The sequence below is a fragment of the Xanthomonas sp. AM6 genome (assembly GCF_025665335.1).
Taxonomy (GTDB): Bacteria; Pseudomonadota; Gammaproteobacteria; order Xanthomonadales; family Xanthomonadaceae; genus Xanthomonas_A.
In genome coordinates, this window is sequence record NZ_CP106869.1 from 1,703,700 (window position 1) to 1,719,804 (window position 16,105).

Here is a 16,105-nt window from a genome sequence, read left to right on the forward strand (position 1 = left end):
GATGAAGCGTTCGACTCTGACCCCGTTGGCGTTGACGGTGTCCGCCCTGCTCGCCGGCTGCAGCCTGATGCCGGCGTATGAGCGACCCGCCGCACCGGTGCCGGCGCAGTTCGACGGCGCCGGCGCCGAGAGCGGCGCGCAGCGGAGCGGCGGCGTCCCCGTCGCCGACATCGGCTGGCGCGCGGTGTTCACCGATCCCAAGTTGCAGCAGGTGATCGCGCTGGCGCTGGACAACAACCGCGACCTGCGCGTGGCCGCGCTCAACATCGACCAGGCCTGGGCGCAGTACCGGGTGCAGCGCGCGGACCTGGCGCCGGGCGTGGACCTGGCCGGCAGCGGCGGCGGTTCGCGCACGCCGGGCGATCTGTCGGGCACCGGACACGCGCTGGTCGCGCACAACTACAGCGCCACGCTCGGCATCAGCGCTTACGAACTGGACCTGTTCGGCCGCGTGCGCAGCCTCAAGGAACAGGCGCTGCAGCAGTTCCTGTCCACCACCGAGGCGCAGCGCAGCACCCACATCAGCCTGGTCGCGCAGGTCGCTACCGCCTATCTCACCCTGGCCGCCGACCAGGACCTGCTGCGGCTGGCGCAGGACACGCTGGCCAGCCAGAGCGAGAGCTACCGGCTGCAGCAGCGCAGTTTCGACCTCGGCGCGGTCTCGGCGCTGACCCTGCGGCAGGCGCGGACCACGGTGGAAAGCGCGCGGGTGGACGTGGAGCGCTACACCGCGCAGGTGGCGCAGGACCGCAATGCGCTGCGCCTGCTGGCCGGCACCGACGTGCCGGCCGAACTGCTGCCGACCGCGCTGCCGGACAGCGCCAGCGCCGACGCCAACATCCTGGCCGGGATTCCGGCGGGACTGCCGTCGGAGCTGCTGCAGCGCCGCCCGGATATCCTGGAAGCCGAGCGCACCCTGCAGGCGGCGAACGCCAACATCGGCGCGGCGCGTGCCGCGTTCTATCCGAGCATCACCCTGACCGCCTCGGCCGGCAGCGCCAGCGCCGGCCTGTCCGGCCTGTTCAAGGGCGGCTCCGGCAGCTGGAGCTTCGCGCCGAGCATTTCGTTGCCGATCTTCGACGGTGGCCGCAACCGCGCCAATCTCGACGTCGCCACCACCCAGCGCGACATCGACGTGGCCAACTACGAGAAGGCGGTCCAGACCGCGTTCCGCGAAGTGTCCGATGCGCTGGCCGCGCGCGATACGCTGGGCCGCCAGCTGCAGGCGCAACAGGCGCTGGTGGACGCGTCCGCCGACAGCTACCGGCTGTCGCAGGCGCGCTTCGAGCGCGGCGTGGACAGCTACCTCGGTGCGCTGGATGCGCAGCGCACGCTGTACGGCGCCGAGCAGACCCTGATCAACACGCGGCTGTCGCGCTTCACCAACCTGGTGACCTTCTACAAGGCGCTGGGCGGCGGCTGGGTGGAGATGGCCGCGGCCACGCAGGCCACGGCAGCGGTGGACCACTAGCGATGCCGCGGCACAGCGCCGCGCCGGTGCGGGCGCGGCGGCGCGAACCCGGGCCGATGCGCGAGAAGCGCGCCGCAATCCTGCGCGCCGCCCGCCAGCTGTTTTCCCGCAACGGCTTCGACAACACCAACATGGACGCCATCGCCGCCTGCGCGGACGTGTCCAAGGCCACCATCTACGCCCATTTCGCCAACAAGGACGCGTTGTTCCGCGCGACCGTGGACGCAATGGTGGGCGAGATGCCGGATCGCTGGGAGGCGCTGCTCGCCAGTGGCGGGCCGTTGCACCTGCGGCTGACGGCGGTGGCGCACGACCTCATGGAGATGACGGCCGCGCCGATGCTGCACGCCATCCAGCGCATGCTCGCGCTGTCCACGCAGTTGTCGCTGCAGCCTGCCGATACGTATTGGGAGCTGTGTTTCGAGCGCTACGACCGCGCCATGCAGCAGTTCCTGCGCGCCGAGATCCGGCAGGGCACGTTGGCGATCGCCGACGTGGCGCAAGCGTCCGCGCAGTTCTTCGGGCTGATCGCCAGCGCGCCGGCGTTGCGCGGATTGCTGACCGGCGAACCGTTCGCGCCGCAGCGGCCGGGCGCCGATTGCGTGGACAGCGCGGTCGCGTTGTTCGTGCGCGGCTACCGGGCCGAGCCGGGCCCGCGTCGGCGCTGCGCAGGCGCACGGCCGCCGCGCGCTAGGCGTGCTGTGCAGCCAGCGGCCGCTGTTCCCGGATCGGCAGATTGACCAGCGCCGCGGCCACGGCCAGGGCCATGTCGGCATACCACATCCACTGGTAGTTGCCGAAGCGCTCCAGCGCCACGCCGCCGAGCCAGGCGCCGAAGAAGCCGCCGATCTGGTGCGAGAGCAGGGTCAGGCCGAACAGGGTGCCCAGGTAGCGCGGCCCGAACAGCTTGCCGATCAGCCCGGCGGTGGGCGGGACCGTCGCCAGCCAGGTGAAGCCGAGCGCGGCGGCGAACAGGTAGAAGGTCAGCGGCGTCGGCGGCGCGAGCAGGTACAGCGCGATCAGCACCGCGCGGCTGGCGTACATCGCCAGCAGCAGCCACTTCATGCGCACGCGCTCGCCGAGCTTGCCGGCGACCAGGCTGCCGGCGACGTTGAACAGGCCGATCAGCGCGATGGCGATCGCCGAGACGCTGGGCGCCAGCCCGCACAGCGCGATTTCCCCGGGCAGGTGGGTCACCAGGAAGGCGATGTGCACGCCGCAGGTGAAGAAGCCCAGGTGCAGGCACCAATAGCTGCGGTCGCGCAGGGCGCTGCGCAGTTGCGCGCGCAGCCCGCCGTCCGGCGCGGCCGCCGTCGCGGTCGGGGCCTGCGCGTGGCCCCTGCGGCGCAGCGGCCAGGCCAGCGGCAGGGTCAGCAACGACAGCGCCGCCATGCCGGTCATGGCCATCGCCCAGCCGGCGGCGCCGATCATCCATTGCACCAGCGGCGCGAACAGGAACTGGCCGAGCGAGCCGCCGGCATTGATCAACCCGGCGGCGAACGAGCGCCGTTCCGGGGCGATGCGATGCGCGGTGGCGCCGATCAGCACCGAGAAGCTGCCGGCGCCGGCGCCGGCCGCGGCGAGCAGGCCCAGGCTGACGATCAGGCCCCATTCGGTCGGCAGCCACGGCGCCAGGCCCAGGCCCAGCGCGAGCAACGCGCCGCCCAGCCACAGCACCGGCAGCGGGCCGCGCTGGTCGGCGATGGCGCCGAACACCGGCTGCACCGCGCCCCACACGAACTGGCCGACCGCCAGCGCGAAGCTGATCGCGGCGATGCCGACGCCGCTGCTGCGGTGGATCGGCTCGACGAACAGGCCGGTGGTCTGGCGCGCGCCCATGGTCAGCATCAGCGTCGCCGAGGCGATGATCAGCAGGCCCCAGTGGCGGCTTGCCTGCGCGTGCGGCGCCGCCACGCTCACGCGGCGGCGTCCTCGCGCTCGGCACACAGCGCGCGTTCCAGCTGCCGCAGCTGGCGGTGCAGGGCGCCGATGGCGGCGTCGCCGGCCAGCGCGTCGATCCGCGCCTGCGCACGCTCCCAGTGCGGCAACGCACGCTTGAGCAGGCGCCGGCCGGCGGCGCTGACCACCACCAGCTTCTGCCGCGCATCGTCGCCGCGGCGTTGCTCGATCCAGCCGGCCGCCTGCATCGGCTTGAGATTGCGCGACAGCGTGCTGCGGTCCATGCCCAGGCGCTCGGCCAGCGCGCCGAGCTGCTGCGCGGTACCGGCGCGGCGCAGGATCGAATACTCGTTCAGGCTCAACCCCACCGCGCTCAGTTCGCGGTCGTAGACCTGCGAGGTTCGGCGCGCGGCGCGGCGCAGCAGGAAACAGGTGCAGCGGCAGGGAGCGGCATCGTCCATGTCCGGCAAAATACGTGCATATGCATGCAATTGGCAAGCGCAAGGCGGCAGCATGCCGCCGTCGTTCGCGGGCAGCACGGGCCCGGCATCGAAGCGATCCCGCGGGAAGGGGGCCGATCGCGTGCGGTTGCCGCGGCGGCGCGCCTCGCCCGGGCGACGACGCGCACGCCGGCCATTCGATGCATATGCGCGATCGCGCAGCGCCCGACGTTGCTATGCTCTGCGGCGCCTTGCGCTTGCCGGAGTGCCGCACCGATGCCGAAGACCCACGCCGCCTCTGTCCCCATCGCCGCCGCGCGGGCGCGGGCGCTGTGGCTGGACGCGCAGCGGCTGAGCACGCCGGCGCCGTTCGGCGCCGGGGCCGAGGCGGTGCGGCGGGCCACCGCGCACCTGGGCTACGTGCAGATCGACACCATCCACGTGATCGAGCGCAGCCACCACCATGTGCTGTACACCCGCATTCCCGACTACTGCAAGCAGGACCTGGAGCAGGCGCAGTCGCAGGACAAGTCGGTGTTCGAATACTGGACGCACGCGCTGGCCTACGTGCCGGTCGCCGACTACCGCATGTACGTGGCGCAGATGGCGCGCTACCGCGCCGAGGCGGACGCGGCGGGCAGGATCGATCCGGCCGACTACGCCAAGCTGCTGCGGCGCATCCGCAACGACGGGCCGTTGTCGATCCGCGACATCGACGACGACGTGCTGGTCGAGAAGACCCACCCGTGGGGCAGCCGCAAGCCCTCGCGCGCGGCGTTGCGCTACGGCTTCTTCAGCGGCGACCTGGTGGTCAGCCAGCGCAGCGGCATGCTCAAGACCTACGAGCTGGCCGCGCGCCATTTCGGCTGGGCACGGCGCCCGCGCCCGGCCAGCGACGCGCAGTACGCGCGCTACCTGCTGCAGCGCGCGCTGCGCGCGCAGGGCCTGGTCGGCGTGGACTCGATCTGCTACGGCCACGCCGGCGCCAAGCCCGCGGTGCGCGCGCTGATCGCCGCTGCGGTCGCGGCCAGGCGGCTGGTGCCGGTGCACCTGCAGGGCCAGGAGCAGGCCGCGCTGTGGGCCGAACCGGCGCTGCTCGACCACGCGCCGCCGCTGCCGGACGAGGCCACCGCGCACCTGCTGTCGCCGTTCGATCCGCTGGTGATCCAGCGCAAGCGGCTGCAGCAGTTCTTCGGCTACGAACACCGCTTCGAGGCCTACGTGCCGGCGGCGCAGCGGGTGCTCGGCTACTTCGCGTTGCCGGTGCTGGTCGGCGACCGCATCGTCGCCGCGCTGGACCTGAAGATGGACCGCCAGGCCGGCAGGATGCTGATCCAGAAGTGGACCTGGATCGTGCCGAAGCGGCCCGCGTTGAAGGCGGCGATCGACGCGGCGCTGCATCGCTTCGAGCGCTTTCACCTGCGATAGCCGCCGACGGGCATGGCGCCGTTGTGCGCTGGACCTCATGGTCGGGTCGAGGCGCATCCAGGCGGGGGTGTGTTTTCGCGGTCGCCGCCGGCAATGGCGGCAAGGCCGGGCGGTCATGAGCGGCCATGGGCGTCCTGCGAACGTGATGCGGGCGAGGCTTATACTTTCGCGGCCCGTTCAGGAGCAGGACGAGAGAAACGCTCGAATGAAGTTGATCCTCGAAGATTCCGAGCAGGCCTTGTCGGTGCAGGAACTGATCGAGTTCCAGGACGGATTCGGTGCGCAATTGCCGGCGGCCTTCAGGCAGTTTTATCTGGAGCACAATGGCGGCGATCTGTCGGACAGCAACGGCGACAACGATTTCCTGCTGGGCGGCTTCACGCCGATCAAGTACGGCGTGGCCCCTGTCGAGGTTGTCTATCGCGACCTGGTCGACAGTCTTCCGTCGTTGGAGGGCCTGATTCCCTTCGCACACGATTATGGTGGCAACTCTTATCTGTTGTCGCTCAGGAACGATGACTACGGAAAAATCTATCTGTACCTGATGGACGAAGACGAGTTGGCATTCGTATGCGCGTCGTTCGAGGAGTTCATGGCCGAGCTCGCCGGCTGACGGGGCGCTCCGGCCACGGTCGAACCTTGTTCCGATCGCTGCCGTAGTCGTCTGGATGCCGGCGGTGCGGTCGCGCCTTCTTCGCTGCAGGCCGGATGGCAAAGGATGGCCGAGGTGGCGTGCGGCACCGCTGGCGGTACGCGACGAACCGCCGGCGCTCACGGTACGGGTTGCCGGTACCACGCCTTCGGCCGACGCCGTGGCGCTGGCATGCCGGATACGGCCGCCGCGGATCGAGCCGGGATGGCCGCAGCGACGCCGGATCCGCGGCCGCAGGGCGCAACGCATCCGATGCGCGCTGCGCCGCTGCCACGGATATGGCTGTGCACAAACACAAGACCCCCGCAATACGGGGACGGCGGGTAGTGTCTGTGCCCAGGTCCGGAAGAAGGTGGCTTGCGATGAAGAACTGGGTGTTCCTGTTTATCGCGATCGTCGGCGAAGTGACCGCGACCTCGTCGTTGAAGGCGAGCGAAGGCTTCACCAGGCTGTGGCCGTCGCTGCTGGTCGTCGTCGGCTATGGCGTCGCGTTCTATTTTCTGTCGCTGACCTTGCGCAGCATTCCGGTGGGCATCGCCTATGCGTTGTGGTCCGGTATCGGGATCGTGCTGATCTCGCTGGTGTCGTGGCTGCTGTTCGGGCAGAAGCTCGATGCCGCGGCGATCGCCGGCATGGCCCTCATCGCTGCCGGGGTCGTGGTCATCAACGTGTTCTCCGGTTCGGCGCAGCACTAGGCGTACTGCGGCGTCCCCGCTCGATGCGCGCGCCCACCGGCGCGGCGGATGCCGCCTAGTTTCCGCGGGCCGGCGCGGCCGATGCGTTTGCTCCGGTGCCGACCGCGTCCACCACCGCCCGCGCCAGGCTGGCGCGCGAGTACGGCTTGGGCAGGCGCGGGATCTGCGGGTGCGCGCCCGGCGCCAGGTCGGTGTAGCCGGACACCAGCAGGATCGGCAGCGCCGGCTGCGCCTGGCGGATCGCCACCGCCAGCTGCATGCCGGTCATGTCCGGCATCGCGTAGTCGGTGACGACCAGGTCGAAGCGTTGCTGCGCGAGCGTGGCCAGCGCTTCGGGACCGGAACCGGCCACGGCGACCTGATGGCCGAGTTCGCCGAGCATCTGCGCGGTGTTGGCCAGCACCAGGCGGTCGTCGTCCACCGCCAGGATCTTCAGCGGGCCGGCCACGGCTTCCGGCGCTGCGGGCGCGCGCGGCGCGGGCGGGGCAAGGTCGGCGGCAGTCGCGTCCGCGGCCGGCAGCCAGATTTCCGCGGTGGTGCCCAGGCCCGGCGTGCTGTGGATCAGCAACGCGCCGCCGCATTGCTGGGCCAGCCCGTGCACCATCGACAGGCCCAGGCCGGTGCCCTTGCCGACGCCCTTGGTGGTGAAGAACGGCTCGGCGGCGCGCTTGAGCGTGGCCTCGTCCATGCCGGTGCCGGTGTCGGTGACCGCCAGGCACACGTAGCGGCCCGGGCGCAGCCCGTCGGCCGCGTGCCGGCGCCGCGTCGTGCGCGCGGCGATCAGGATGCGGCCCTGGCCGTCCATCGCGTCGCGCGCGTTCACCGCCAGGTTCAGCAGCGCCGATTCGAGCTGGTTGGCGTCGGTTTCCACCGCCGGCAACTGCGTCGGCAGTTCCAGCTGCAGCGCGATGGTCGCGCCCAGCGAGCGTTCCAGCAGGTCGGTCATGCCCTCGACCAGCGCCTTGACGTCGAGCCGCTCGGTGCGCAGGTCCTGCTTGCGCGCGAAGGCCAGCATGCGTGCGGTCAGCGCCGCGCCGCGCTCGGCGCCGGCGGTGGCGTTGTCCAGCAGCCGATGCAGCAACGCATCGTCGGGCACGCGCAGGCGCAGCAGTTCCAGGTTGCCCAGGATCACCGTCAGCAGGTTGTTGAAGTCGTGCGCGATGCCGCCGGTGAGGTTGCCGATCTCTTCCATCTTCTGCGCCTGCCGCAGCGCTTTCTCGGCCATGATCCGCGCGGTCATCTCCACCGCCTCGAACACCATCCCCACCGCCGCGCCGGCCGCGTCCAGCACCGGCCGCAGCGACAGGTCGAAGGCGCGCACGCCGGTGGGCAGGTTCAAGGTCATGCTCATGTGCTCGGTGGCGCCGGCGGCGACGCGCCGCACCGCCGCCTCGACCAGCGCCGGCGCGCCGTCGGTCTGCGCGAACCACGGCGTGGTCCACAGCGGCCAGCCGAGGATGTCGTCCAGGCGCGCGCCGATGCCCTGCAGCGCGGTGGCGTTGGTGTAGCGCAGGCGTCCGTCCAGGTCGAGCAGGCCCTGGAACAGGTGCGAGGTCTCCAGCACGGTGCGGATGTTGGATTGGCTCTGCGCCAGTTCGGCGGTGCGTTCGGCCACCTTGCGTTCCAGTTCGCGCAGGAAGCGCTGCTCGTCCAGCCGGCGCTGCGCTTCCGAGCGCACCCGTTCGATGTGCGCCCAGGAGCGCTCGGTCACCTCGGTCAGCAGCGACAGTTCCTCCTGCGTCCAGCGGTGCGGCACCCGGTCGTGGATGGCCATCAGCGCGGTCAGCCGGCCTTCCTTGACCAGCGGCATGCAGATGGTCGCGGCCAGGCCGATGTCCAGGAACGTGGCCGCTTCTTCCGGCGGCAGCTGCGCGCGGTTGTCGTCCAGCACCAGCGGCAGGCCGGCGCGCAGGTTGCCGACCGCCAGCCGCCCGAACGCGGTCAGGCTGTAGTGGCCGGTGATGCTCCGCGCGCCCGGCGCGCTCCAGTCGCCGCGGATGGTGAAGCCGTCCTGGTCCGGATCCATGTCCGCGTAGGCGCACACCGACACGCCCAGGTACTCGCCGAGCATGCGCGTGGTGGTGGCGAGGATGGCGCCGGCCTCGGTGCTGGCGGCGGTGGCCTTGGCCAGCGCGTCGAGGAAGCGCAGGCGCCGCTCGTTGGCGTGCAGCGCGTCGGCGGCGCGGCGCTGCTCGGTGACGTCGTGGCCTTCGATGAAGATGCCGGTGACCTCGCCGGACGGGCCGGTCACCGGCTGGCAGACGAAATCGAGGATGCGTTCGTGCGCCTGGCCGGCGTGCTGCAGCTGGAACTTGGCCGAGTTGGCGACGAAGGCCGTGCCCGAGCGGTAGGCGTCGTCCAGGATGGCGAGGAAGTCCGGCCGCGCCATGTCCGGCAGCGCCTCGCGGATCGGCAGGCCGAGCAGCGCGCCGCCGCCCATCAGGCGCACGAACGCGGGATTGGCCAGTTCGACCACGTGCTCGCGGCCGGTCAGCATCATCATCAGGCCGGGCGCCTGGTCGAACAGCCGCGTCAGGCGCGTGCGCTCGGCCTGGATGTGGGCCTGCGCGCGCACCCGCTCGGTGGTGTCGACAACGAAGGCGATGACCCCGGCCGGGACGCCGCTGTCGTCCAGCACCGGCGAGTAGTCCAGGTCCATCCACACCTGCTCGGGGCGGCCGTTGCGGTGCAGGGTCAGTTCCTGGTCCTTGTACGACAGCGTCCGCCCGGCCAGGCCCACCTTCATCACGTTGTCGTTGAACTCGGCCACTTCGGCCCAGCCCTGGCGCACTTCCGAGCCGAGCAGCTGCGGATGCCGCGCGCCGGCGAACACCGCGTAGGCGTCGTTGTAGATCATGATGCCTTCGCGGCCCCACAGCAGCACGATCGGCAGCGGCGAGCGCAGCAGCATCGCGGTCACCGTGCGCAGGCTCTGCGGCCACTCCGACAACGGCCCCAGCGGCGTGCGCGACCAGTCGAAGCGGGCGATCAGCGCGCCGGTCCGGCCGCCGCCGTGCAGGAAAGGGTACGCGAGGGCCTCAGTGTCGGAAGTCGCGTGGTCGGGGGTCATGAGGGAAATGGGCGGCGTCGTGCGGGCGAACGGCGGTACTTTACCGGAGCGTTTTCCGGCGGCCGTGACATGGAGTTCATGCGTGCGGGGGCGGCGAGACCGGGGCGGGGGGCCTCCGCGTGCGCCGCGCTCGGTCCCCGTGCGCAGGGCGACACCAGGCGCCGCGCGCGCCGCGGCGGGGGAACGGCGGCGCGCACAGTGCACATGCGGTGGACGGCGAGCGGATCGTGCCTTCACAGGCGCCTGCTTAGTCTGGGCCGTCCCTCACGAGCCTGCGCCGCCGCATGTCCGCCGCCAGACACTGTTTCCACGCCGCCATCGTCGCCTGCCAACACCGTGCGCCCGCCGTGCTGGCGGTGGTGATGGGCAGCGAAGGCTCCACCTATGCGCGTGCCGGCGCGGTCGCGCTGTTCGGCGCCGACGGCGCGCAGCAGGGCTGGCTCAGCGGCGGTTGCCTGGAGCCGGAGATCGCGCGGTGCGCGGCGGACGCGGCGGCGGCCGGCGCGGTGGCGTGGATGGAGATCGACACGCGCGACGACGAGGACCTGCTGTCCGGCTCGGCGGTGGGCTGCCGCGGCCGCCTGCGCCTGGCCCTGTTGCCGTTGCCGGCCTTGCCCGGCATCGAACGCCTGGCGCAGGCCTGGCTGCAGCGTCGCGGCAGCTTGGAGCTGGCGGTGCAGGGCGACGGTGGCGTGGTCGCCACGGTGTCCGGCCAGACGCTGCGGTGGCGCCTGCCGTGCCGGCCCTGGAACGGCGCGACGGCCTGCGACGGGCAGGTGCAGATCCCGCCGCCGCCGCGGGTCAGCGTGTTCGGCGCGGGCCCGGAAAGCGCCGTGCTGCTGCCGCTACTGCGGCAACTGGGCTGGATGACCACGCTGGTCGAGCAGCGCCCGCGCTGGGCCGCGCAGGCCGCGCTCGCCGACCTGGCCCTGGCCTGCACGCCGACCCGCGCGCTGGCCGACTGCGCCGACAGCGACGCGGCGCTGGTGATGCACCACCATTTCGAACTGGACCGCGAGGCGCTGGACGCGCTGGCGGCGAGCACGATCCCGTTCCTGGGCCTGCTCGGGCCGGCGCGCCGGCGCGAGGACCTGTTCCGTCTGCTGCGCCCGCGGCAGCACGCGCAATTGCTGCCGCGGTTGCACGCACCGGTCGGGCTGCGGCTGGGCGGCAGCGGCGCGGAGGCGATCGCGCTGAGCATCGCCGCGCAGTTGCAGGCCAGCCGTGCCGCGCAGCCGCGGCCGGGCGCCGTGCCGGAGACGGGCGTGCGGCGGCAGCGCCCGCACCGCGACGCCACGGCGCCGTTGCAGGCCGAGGAGGAGGAAGCGCGATGAGCCAGGCGCACGCCGCGTTGATCCTGGCCGCCGGCGCCAGCCGCCGCCTGGGCCATGCCAAGCAGGCGCTGACCCGCGACGGCGAGCCGCTGTTGCGCCGCGCCGCGCGCGTGGCGCTGGCCACGGCGCCGGCGCGTTGCGTGGTGGTGCTGGGCGCGCAGGCCGAGGCGCTGCGCCCGGCGCTGGACGGGCTGCCGGTGGAGGTGGTGCGCAATCCGGACTGGTCCAGCGGCATGGGCGGCAGCCTGGACTGCCTGCGCGCGGTGGTGCGCGACGACACCGCGATCACCCACAGCCTGGTGCTGGGCTGCGACCAGCCGGCGCTGGATGCCGCGCATCTGCACGACCTGCTGGCGGCGGCCACGCGTGCGGCGTCCGGCTGCGCGGTCAGCGCCTACGCCGGCGTCCGCGGCATGCCGGCGGTGGTGGCGCACCACCGTTGGCGCGAGCTGCGCTTGTCCGGCGACGAGGGCCTGCGCGCGCTGTTCGAGGCGATGGCGCCGGAGAGCCTGGGCTGCATCGTCGCCCCGGCCCTGGCGCTGGACGTGGACACGCAGCAGGACGTGCTGGCCGCGGTGGAGCGCGGTTGGCTGGATCCGTAGCGGCCAGGGGCTGGGCCGCACACGTCGGTCGATCGCTATTTCGATCGCGACGTGTAGGAGCGGCTTCAGCCGCGACCGTGGCGTTACCGGGAAAGCGTCGCGGCTGAAGCCGCTTCTACAGGGAAGCGCGACGCGCTGCGCCGGCCGCGCGCGAGCGAGCGTCGCGCGGCACAGCGAGCGCAGGAATTCGCCTCGCTCAGCCGATCAGCTTGTCCGGAGTGATCGGCAGTTCGCGGATGCGCTTGCCGGTGGCATGGAACACGGCGTTGGCGATCGCCGCGGGAATGCCGACCATGCCCAGTTCGCCCATGCCCTTGACCCCGAGCGCGTTGACGATGCGGTCCTGCTCCTCGACGAACATGGTCTCGATCTGGTGCACGTCGGCGTTGACCGGCACGTGGTAGTCGGCCAGCGAGGCATTGAGCATGCGCCCGTAGCGGTGGTCGACCTCGGTGCCTTCGCTGAGCGCCATGCCGATGCCCATCACCACCGCGCCGATCTCCTGGCTGTGCGAGGTCAGCGGATTCATGATCTTGCCGCAGGCGGTGGCCTCGATGACCCGCGTCACCTGCACCATGCCGGTGTCCGGGTCGACCTTGACCTCGATGAACTGCGCGCCGTGCGCGGCGGTGGCGTACTTCTTGCGCTCGGCCGACGGCTTGGATTCGTGCACCACTTCCAGTTCCTGCAGGCCGTGCTGGCGCATCAGCCTGGCCACGTCCAGGCCGGCCTGCGCGTTGCCGGTCGGGCGCAGTTGGCCATCCACGAGTTCCACCGCATCCACGTCCAGGCCGCTGAACGCGGATTGCCCATCCTGCCTGGCCAGTTCCAGCAGCTTGCCGCGCACCTCGCGCGCCGCGCCGTGGATCGCGCTGCCGACGCTGGCGGTGGTCCACGAGCCGCCCTGCGACGGCGCCTTCGGCAGGCGCGTGTCGCCGAGTTCGAACTGCACGCGCTTGGCGTCGATGCCCAGGTACTCGGCGGCGATCAAGGTCATCACCGTGTAGGTGCCCGGGCCGATGTCGGCGGTGGCGCTGCCGACCACGGCGCTGCCGTCGGCCTTGAGCACCACCCGCGCCAGCGCCGGCATCTGCATCGCCGGCCAGGTGCCGGTGGCCATGCCCCAGCCGACCAGCAGGCGGCCGTCGCGCATCGAGCGCGGCTCGGGGTTGCGCTTGCTCCAGCCGAAGGTCTCGGCGCCGAGCCGGTAGCACTCGCGCAGCGCCTTGCTCGAGAACGGCTTGCCGGTTTCCGGATCGGTCTCGGCGTAGTTGGCCAGGCGCAGCTGCAGCGGATCCATCTTCAGCGCGTAAGCCAGTTCGTCCATCGCGCATTCGATGCCGAACATCTGGCTGATCGCGCCGGGCGCGCGCATCGCCTGCGGCGTGGGCAGGTCGGTGTCCACCACCTCGAAGCGGTCCTCGACGTTGGGGCAGGCGTACAGCGAGCGCGCGTTGCGCAGGAACGCCTCGTTGAACGCCTCGATGCGCGAGGTGTTGAGCACGTGCCGGTAGCGGATCGCCTGCAGCTTGCCGGCGGCGTCGGCGCCCAGGTCCAGTTCCACCCGGTAGTAGGGGCGGTAGCCGTGGCCGCTGAACATCTGCCGGCGGGTGTAGACGATCTTGACCGGGCGGCCGACCGCCTTGGACACCGCGCCGAGCAGGAAGGTGTAGTAGTTCGGACGCAGGCACGAGCCGAACGCGCCGCCGACGAACAGCGACACCACGTTGACCCGCTCGACCGGGATGCCGAAGTAGCCGGCCAGCTGTTCGCGGTCCTGGTGGACGTTCTGGCTCTTGTTGATGACGGTCAGCGTGTCGCCGATCCAGTAGCCGATGCCGCCATGCGGTTCCATCGGGTTGTGGTGCTCGATCGGCATCGTGTACGCGGCCTGCACCTTGACCGGCGCGGCGGCGTACGCGGCGGCCGGATTGCCGCGCGGCGGCGGCGCGTCCTGCGGGGTCGGATCGTAGGCCTGGTCGAGCAGCGCCACGAAATCGGTGCTCGGCGTTTCCGCCGCGTACTCGACGTGGACCAGCCGCGCGGCGTGCCGCGCCTGCTCGAAGCTGGCGGCGACCACCACCGCGATCGGCTGCGCGCTGAAGTGGACGCGGTCGTCGACCAGGGCGCGGAACGACAGGTCCTCGCCCTTCTTCTTGACCTCGTCGGAGACCGGCTTGACCGAGTTCAGATGGGTCAGCACCTTGATCACCCCCGGCGCGGCCTCGGCGGCGCGGGTGTCCAGGCGCACGATGCGGCCCTTGGCGATGGTGCTGGTGACGATGTAGCCGTGGACCAGGTGCGGGATCTGGAATTCCGCTGCGTAGCGCGCCTTGCCGGTGACCTTGGCGTAGCCGTCGACGCGGCGCATTTCCTTGCCGATGTAGTTCATTGCGGGTTCTCCGGTTCGGCGCTCACGCGGCATCGCTGCCGCTGGCACGGTGCAGGGCGCGGATCATCGCGTGCGTGCCCATCGGCACCTTGTAGGCGTTGTGCGCCAGCGGGCGCGCGGCGGCCATCTCGGCCTGCGCGGCGGCGGCGAAGGCCGCCTCGCCGGCGCGCTGCCCGACCAGCGTGCGTTCGGCGGCGCGCGCCCGCCACGGCTTGTGCGCCACGCCGCCCATGGCGATGCGCGCCTCGCGGATGCGTCCGTCCGGCTCCAGCGCCAGCGCCACGGCCACCGACACCAGGGCGAAGGCATAGCTGGCGCGGTCGCGCACCTTCAGGTAGTGGCTGTGCTTGGCGAAGCGCTGCGCGGGCAGGGTGATCGATTCGATCAGCTCGCCGTGCGCCAGCTGGTTGTCCACATCGGCGCGCGCGTCGGGCAGCAGGTGGAAGTCGGCGAAGGGGATCTCGCGGCGCGCGCCGGCCGGGGTCCGCACCTGCACCGTGGCGTCCAGCGCGGCCAGCGCCACGCACATGTCCGACGGATGCACCGCCACGCAGTGCTCGCTGTGGCCGAAGATGGCGTGGGTGCGGTTGAGCCCCTCGCGCGCGCCGCAGCCGCTGCCGGGGCTGCGCTTGTTGCAGGGCAGGGCGGTGTCGTAGAAATAGCCGCAGCGCGTGCGCTGCAGCAGGTTGCCGCCGTTGGTGGCCATGTTGCGCAGCTGCATCGTCGCCCCGGCCAGGATCGCCTGGCTCAGCAGCGGATAGCCCTGCCGCACCAGCGGATGGTTGGCGGTGTGGGTATTGTTGGCCAGCGCGCCCAGGCGCAGGCCGCCGTCGGCGGTTTCGGCGATCTCGGCCAGGCCCTTGAGCCGGGTCAGGTCGACGATCTCGTCGGCGCCGGCCACGCCTTCCTTCATCAGGTCGAGCAGGTTGGTGCCGCCGCCGAGGAAGCGCGCGTTCGGATTGGCGGCGACGCGGCGCACCGCGTCCTCGGCGGAGTTGGCGCGCTGGTACTTAAACGGCGTCATCGGCCACCTCCTTCGCCATCTTCTGCGCGGTCTGCTCGGACTGGTCGGCGTAGCGCCAGGTCATCGCGCGCGGCGCGCCGCCGCTGTGCACGTCCTGGATCGCCGCGACGATCTTCGGGTAGGCGCCGCAGCGGCACAGGTTGCCGCTCATGCGTTCGCGCACTTCCGCGTCGGTGAGTTCGGTGACCGGCTGGCTGACGTCGGCGCTGACGTGGCTGGCGTCGCCGCGCTTGATCTCGTTGAGCAGCGCCACCGCCGAGCAGATCTGCCCGGGCGTGCAATAGCCGCACTGGAAGCCGTCGTGCTGCACGAATGCGGCCTGCATCGGGTGCAGCCGCTCGCCGTCGGCCAGGCCCTCGATGGTGGTGATCTGCGTGTCCTCGGCCTGCGCGGCCAGGGTCAGGCAGGCCAGCCGCCGCTCGCCATCGACGATCACCGTGCAGGCGCCGCACTGGCCGTGGTCGCAGCCCTTCTTGGTGCCGGTCAACGCCAGGTGCTCGCGCAACGCGTCCAGCAGCGTGGTGCGCGGGTCCAGCTTCAGCGCATGGCGCTGGCCGTTGATCTGCAGCACGACCGGCAGCGCGTTCTGCGGTGCCGGTACGCGCGCCGGTGCGGCGAAGGCGGCCTCGCTGAAGGCGATCTGGCCGCCGGCGCTGCTCAGTCCGGCGGCCGACAGCAGGGCGATGAATTCGCGCCGCGACAGGCCGTTGATGCCCAGCCGGCGCGCCAGCGCCGCTTCGTCGTCGCTGAGTTCGGCATCGCGCGGGAGCTCGGCCGCGCCGGGCGCGGCCTTGGAAGGATGGGGATCGTGCTGCATCGGTCTCTCCTGCCTGGGGACCGCCAAATCGCCGCACGCGTGGCGCAACGGAGGTGGACGGTGCGACCTGGGTAGTGGTGCCGCCATCGCGGCACCGGCGCACGGACGCGCAACGGCGTCCACGTCCGAGCATCGCAGCGGGTTTGCGAAGAGATTGCGAAGAGCATGCTAAGAGACGGTGGCAATGTGACGTGCGATGCGAAGCCGCCGCGTCCATTTCATTTGAAAGCATGCTGCCGCAGGAGCGGCTTCAGCCGCGACAGGCATTATCGGCAACCCTG

The 16,105-nt window shown here is 71.6% G+C and carries 13 protein-coding genes; 7 read left to right on the top strand and 6 right to left on the bottom strand.

The window, feature by feature from the left end; all coding sequences use genetic code 11:
• Position 1: 1 nt before the first annotated feature.
• Together adeC and OCJ37_RS07030 are read left to right on the top strand one after the other, a co-directional pair.
• Positions 2-1,471 (top strand): AdeC/AdeK/OprM family multidrug efflux complex outer membrane factor, encoded by a 1,470-nt coding sequence (gene adeC, locus OCJ37_RS07025; RefSeq protein WP_263112956.1) that lies wholly within the window; start codon positions 2-4, stop codon positions 1,469-1,471.
• Positions 1,472-1,473: 2 nt separating this feature from the next.
• On the top strand, positions 1,474-2,211 hold the full coding sequence (locus OCJ37_RS07030; RefSeq protein ID WP_263112957.1) for a TetR/AcrR family transcriptional regulator: 738 nt from the start codon (positions 1,474-1,476) through the stop codon (positions 2,209-2,211).
• Here OCJ37_RS07030 and OCJ37_RS07035 read toward each other — a convergent pair.
• Together OCJ37_RS07035 and OCJ37_RS07040 are read right to left on the bottom strand one after the other, a co-directional pair.
• Positions 2,162-3,391 carry an MFS transporter gene (locus tag OCJ37_RS07035; protein ID WP_263112958.1) on the bottom strand — a complete coding sequence of 410 codons (1,230 nt, stop codon included), beginning with the start codon at positions 3,389-3,391 and terminating at the stop codon, positions 2,162-2,164. The two genes, OCJ37_RS07030 and OCJ37_RS07035, sit on opposite strands and share 50 nt — an antisense overlap.
• Positions 3,388-3,831, bottom strand: coding sequence for a MarR family winged helix-turn-helix transcriptional regulator (locus OCJ37_RS07040; protein ID WP_263112959.1), 444 nt, complete (start codon positions 3,829-3,831; stop codon positions 3,388-3,390). The genes OCJ37_RS07035 and OCJ37_RS07040 overlap by 4 nt, the downstream gene beginning before the upstream one ends.
• A 255-nt stretch (positions 3,832-4,086) precedes the next feature.
• On the opposite strand from OCJ37_RS07040, the gene OCJ37_RS07045 reads away from it, so the two are divergent.
• The 3 genes from OCJ37_RS07045 to OCJ37_RS07055 all read left to right on the top strand — a co-directional run bounded on the left by OCJ37_RS07045 (position 4,087) and on the right by OCJ37_RS07055 (position 6,585).
• The gene (locus OCJ37_RS07045) at positions 4,087-5,238 is read left to right on the top strand and encodes a winged helix-turn-helix domain-containing protein (RefSeq protein ID WP_263112960.1); all 1,152 of its coding nucleotides are present in this window, start codon (positions 4,087-4,089) and stop codon (positions 5,236-5,238) included.
• A gap of 205 nt (positions 5,239-5,443) precedes the next feature.
• Positions 5,444-5,851 carry an SMI1/KNR4 family protein gene (locus tag OCJ37_RS07050; protein WP_263112961.1) on the top strand — a complete coding sequence of 136 codons (408 nt, stop codon included), beginning with the start codon at positions 5,444-5,446 and terminating at the stop codon, positions 5,849-5,851.
• A 401-nt stretch (positions 5,852-6,252) separates the two neighbouring features.
• Positions 6,253-6,585, top strand: a complete 333-nt coding sequence (locus tag OCJ37_RS07055) for a DMT family transporter (RefSeq protein ID WP_263112962.1) — start codon at positions 6,253-6,255, stop codon at positions 6,583-6,585.
• Between the two features lie 55 nt (positions 6,586-6,640).
• On the opposite strand, the gene OCJ37_RS07060 is transcribed toward OCJ37_RS07055, so the two are convergent.
• The gene (locus OCJ37_RS07060) at positions 6,641-9,655 is read right to left on the bottom strand and encodes a PAS domain-containing protein (RefSeq protein ID WP_263112963.1); all 3,015 of its coding nucleotides are present in this window, start codon (positions 9,653-9,655) and stop codon (positions 6,641-6,643) included.
• 284 nt (positions 9,656-9,939) lie between these two features.
• On the opposite strand from OCJ37_RS07060, the gene OCJ37_RS07065 reads away from it, so the two are divergent.
• Positions 9,940-10,989: an XdhC family protein gene (locus tag OCJ37_RS07065; RefSeq protein WP_263112964.1), complete on the top strand. Its 1,050-nt coding sequence runs from the start codon at positions 9,940-9,942 to the stop codon at positions 10,987-10,989.
• Positions 10,986-11,591: a nucleotidyltransferase family protein gene (locus tag OCJ37_RS07070; RefSeq protein ID WP_263112965.1), complete on the top strand. Its 606-nt coding sequence runs from the start codon at positions 10,986-10,988 to the stop codon at positions 11,589-11,591. Before OCJ37_RS07065 ends, OCJ37_RS07070 begins: the two co-directional genes overlap by 4 nt.
• Positions 11,592-11,787: 196 nt before the next feature.
• Here OCJ37_RS07070 and OCJ37_RS07075 read toward each other — a convergent pair whose 3' ends face one another.
• The 3 genes from OCJ37_RS07075 to OCJ37_RS07085 are packed head-to-tail and all read right to left on the bottom strand — an operon-like array spanning position 11,788 to position 15,824.
• Positions 11,788-13,983 (bottom strand): xanthine dehydrogenase family protein molybdopterin-binding subunit, encoded by a 2,196-nt coding sequence (locus OCJ37_RS07075; protein ID WP_263112966.1) that lies wholly within the window; start codon positions 13,981-13,983, stop codon positions 11,788-11,790.
• A gap of 22 nt (positions 13,984-14,005) precedes the next feature.
• On the bottom strand, positions 14,006-15,007 hold the full coding sequence (locus OCJ37_RS07080; protein WP_263112967.1) for an FAD binding domain-containing protein: 1,002 nt from the start codon (positions 15,005-15,007) through the stop codon (positions 14,006-14,008).
• The gene (locus OCJ37_RS07085; RefSeq protein ID WP_263112968.1) at positions 14,994-15,824 is read right to left on the bottom strand and encodes a 2Fe-2S iron-sulfur cluster-binding protein; all 831 of its coding nucleotides are present in this window, start codon (positions 15,822-15,824) and stop codon (positions 14,994-14,996) included. Before OCJ37_RS07085 ends, OCJ37_RS07080 begins: the two co-directional genes overlap by 14 nt.
• Positions 15,825-16,105: the final 281 nt, after the last annotated feature.